We start from the raw sequence: 3211 nt of genomic DNA, 5'->3' as shown, positions 1-3211 counted from the left end.
CGGCACGTTTCCGGGGCGCATCTTCACCGCAGTCTATTTTGGCACGTCGGCTGCGAAGGATTGCTCTCTACTGCGCTCTTCTTTGGCGTCCGACAGCCTCGTCCACTATCTTCACTGGCTGGCCAAGGGATCGGAAATCCGGGCCCCGGCCAAACCCGCGACGCTGGCGCGGCGGATCGCCTCGATCGCCCGGATCCACCGCATCCTCGGGTTCGGCGAGAAGGAGCCGCTGCCAACGCAGGCGGGGATGGTTCGCGACACGCTGAAAGCGATCCGGCGTAAGAGGCGCGAACGGCAGCGTCAGGCCGCGCCGCTGCGGTTTGGCGAGGCGATGGCGGAGGGGCAGGCGCCGCCCGAAGGGGTGACGATCAAGGGGCTGCTCGCCTCGTGCGGTACCGACATCACGGGCAAGCGCGATGCGGCGCTCATCAGCCTTGCCTATGACGCAGGCCTGCGAGTTTCCGAGCTGGTCGGGGCAACGGTAGCCGATCTCAGTCAGGCTGTGGATGGGAGCGGGCGGCTTGAGATCGCGCATTCGAAGACCGACCAGCTGGGGGAGGGGGCTCTGGCTTGGCTCTCGCCCGACACCATGGCGCGCCTCTCGGCCTGGCTGCTGGCGAGCGGGATCACGCAAGGGGCGGTGTTCCGGCGGATCAACGTGCTGACCAGTCCGCCAGACGATGCGGGGGAGCAGACTCAGCGGCACTATATCGGCCAGAAGCCGCTCACCCGGCAAGGCGTGGTGGCGATCCTGCGCCGCCGGGTGTTCGAGGCTATCGACCTTGGCCATGTTGAGCTGGAAGCCGGGATGGAAGGAGACACGGTCCGCTCGCTTAGCGCCCATTCGTTCCGGGTGGGGCTGACCCAGGACTTGTTCGCGGCGGGCGAAGACGGCGCCGGGATCGCGCTGGCCCTACGCTGGTCGTCGCCGACCACCGCGCTGCGCTATGCCCGCGAGCTGGCCGTAGGGAACAATGCCGCGGCGCGGGTGCTGGGACGCTTGCGCGATGGTGGCGGGCAGCCGGGTTCCTAGTCTGCCATGACGCTATGACGCGGCGATCCCATCAGAGTACGGGTGCATCTTTCGGCGCTGTGCCTCCGCATGGGCCAGCGCCTCAAGTTGGGCCGCGCTTGAAAGACTTGCATCCTTCCGCAACGAGGCCGCGAGCTGGAGCACGGCGCGCTGGAAGGCTTTGTTGCCGCTGACCCGTTGCCGGACGCCAAGGTTGTAAAGCTCGGCAAGATCCAGCGCGAGCAGGGCGACCGCTTCGGGGATATCCGAGAGGACAATGTCGCGGATGGTGGCGACATACTCGTACGCGCCGCGCCCGAACAGATTGAGTTCGACCAGGCCGTCGGCCATCACGTGGCCGAGCGGTTCGTCGACGAAATGAACCTGGCCCGAGGCGGCGACCAGGCCGTGAGCCAGGTTCCACGCCAGTTTGTCGCGATTTCGGGCAAGCCAGCGCGAGAGCAGCAGAAACTTCTGGCGAAAGGCTTGCTCGAAGGGTTTGCTGTAGGTGGGCCAGACGTCGAAGGCGGCGGGAATGCGCTCGAGTTGTTCGGTGAGGCGAGGGCCGTTGAAGAACGCTTCCGCGCTGAAATGGCGCAACTCCAAGTAGCCCTTGTCCAGCTTGGCGAAATTGGCGGCATAGCCTTTGTCGCGCCCGGCGCGGGCCTCGAGCAAGTTACCAAGCGCCGAGCCAAGCAGGAATTTGCCGGTCGGATCATGCGCCAGATGCCGCAATAGCGGCACGCCGACGGCATGGCGCTGCAAGGCCGTGTAGCGGCTGAACAGCCGGTCGTTGTTCGCGAGCAGCAGCAATTCATCGACGCCGACGATGAACCGGTCGGGATCGAGCCGATGGCCATTCCCGGCATCGATGTTGATGTGCCAACCGCAGTTGGCGGTATGCTCACTTTCGAAGAAGTTGAAATCGCCGTCGATCTCGTAGATCGCGTCGCATAACTCAGATCTGACCATCTCGGCATCGTCCAGGGGCAGGGGAGGGGTCAGCAATTCTACGCCTGCCAGGCGATCTTCAGGCCAGTTCAGTGGATCGAGCCCATATTCAGGGACGACATAAAAGCCGGGCTGCTTCGGGGTTCCGGATGGGGCGGACCAGGCGCGGCCTGTCCGGTCCCGCAATTTGGCCGCGAATGCTCGGCAGAAGGCGGGCGAGGCCTCGTCCATGGCCTCTCCTTCGCGCAGCTCTCTCTCAAAACGAGGCTCGCCGAGGTCGCCAAGAATGACTTCCAGCTCGAAGCCGGCACGCCAGGAAGGGGTTTCGGACATGGTCGGGAAGGTAAATCAATTGCCGGGCGTGTAAACGCACGAGCGGAGTTGCCATTAATTATGGCACAGAAGCCCTTCCACCGGACGCTGCGATGACATCAACTTTGGCAGCCGACAGCAGCTGATCTCGCGCGGATGATTGCAGCGGCCGAAGGCCAGAGTCCGCGGGCTATCCGCGACCGGGCGGTCATGGCACTTGGGCTGGCGGCGGCGTTGCGGCGTTCCGAACTGGTCGCGCTACAGCTGGCTGACCTCGAACTGGTGCGCGAGGGGCTCAAGCTGACGATCCGGCATTCCAAGACCGACCAGGAGGGGGCAGGGCAGGTCATCGCGGTTCCCTCGGGCAAGGTGCTCAAGCCCGGTCCCCGCCTCAACGAATGGCTCAGCGTAAGGGGAGGGGAGGCTGGTCCATTGTTCTACCGCACCGACGCACAAGGGATGATGACCAAGGAGCCCATGTCGGATCGCTCGGTTGCCCGCCTGATCCAGCGCTACGCCGAAAAGGTTGGGCTCGATCCTGCCGCAGTCGGTGCGCACTCACTGGGGTGACTGCACGAAAGTGAATTTTACGTACGCGAGAGACGAACGAATGCAGTACGACTTGGGCTAAGGCTGCCGCAGGGGCTACCGCTCACCGAACCCAACAGGTTTTACGGGCCAAACGAACGGTAGCGAGCCAAGGACAAAGCCCAGGAACGTTGCCTGAAGCGGAACCGAAAAACCAAATGCCGGAATGCTCAAGGCTATCAGAGCGTAGGTGTTTGCAGCGACATCACCGATCATAATTGACGCGGCCAGAACCAATCCCGCCCGCCTGAAAGGCGTCACCTCAAGGTTTGTGCGCCAGACAACGATTTGGCGGACATAATGAGAACACTGGCTATGCCACGAGTTTGAGGCGGGCCATGGGATCGT

Annotated in this window: 3 protein-coding genes and 1 pseudogene; 2 read left to right on the top strand and 2 right to left on the bottom strand. The window is 63.7% G+C overall.

The window, feature by feature from the left end:
* The first annotated feature begins 19 nt into the window (after window positions 1-19).
* Window positions 20-1033, top strand: a complete 1014-nt coding sequence (locus tag GGQ88_RS20970) for a tyrosine-type recombinase/integrase (protein WP_343057322.1) — start codon at window positions 20-22, stop codon at window positions 1031-1033.
* A 12-nt stretch (window positions 1034-1045) separates the two neighbouring features.
* Here the strand turns inward: GGQ88_RS20970 and GGQ88_RS20965 are convergent, their stop codons facing one another.
* Window positions 1046-2296, bottom strand: a complete 1251-nt coding sequence (locus GGQ88_RS20965; RefSeq protein ID WP_021224334.1) for a hypothetical protein — start codon at window positions 2294-2296, stop codon at window positions 1046-1048.
* Window positions 2297-2425: 129 nt separating this feature from the next.
* On the opposite strand from GGQ88_RS20965, the pseudogene GGQ88_RS20960 reads away from it, so the two are divergent.
* A pseudogene (locus GGQ88_RS20960) lies at window positions 2426-2845 on the top strand (tyrosine-type recombinase/integrase); the annotation flags it as partial.
* A gap of 75 nt (window positions 2846-2920) precedes the next feature.
* Here GGQ88_RS20960 and GGQ88_RS21150 read toward each other — a convergent pair.
* Window positions 2921-3211 (bottom strand): hypothetical protein (locus GGQ88_RS21150; RefSeq protein WP_221214817.1); only part of this gene is annotated, 291 nt, incomplete at its 5' end.

Origin of the sequence: Novosphingobium hassiacum (assembly GCF_014196055.1) — a bacterium.
In the GTDB taxonomy this organism is placed as follows: Bacteria; Pseudomonadota; Alphaproteobacteria; order Sphingomonadales; family Sphingomonadaceae; genus Novosphingobium; species Novosphingobium hassiacum.
Note: the sequence above shows the minus strand (reverse complement) of the source record. Positions and strands in the feature narration are given on the sequence as shown.

Bases quoted from the DNA above. Each gene is read 5' to 3' on its own strand.
- GGQ88_RS20965 (WP_021224334.1), bottom strand. From the start codon at position 2,296: ATGTCCGAAACCCCTTCCTGGCGTGCCGGCTTCGAGCTGGAAGTCATT.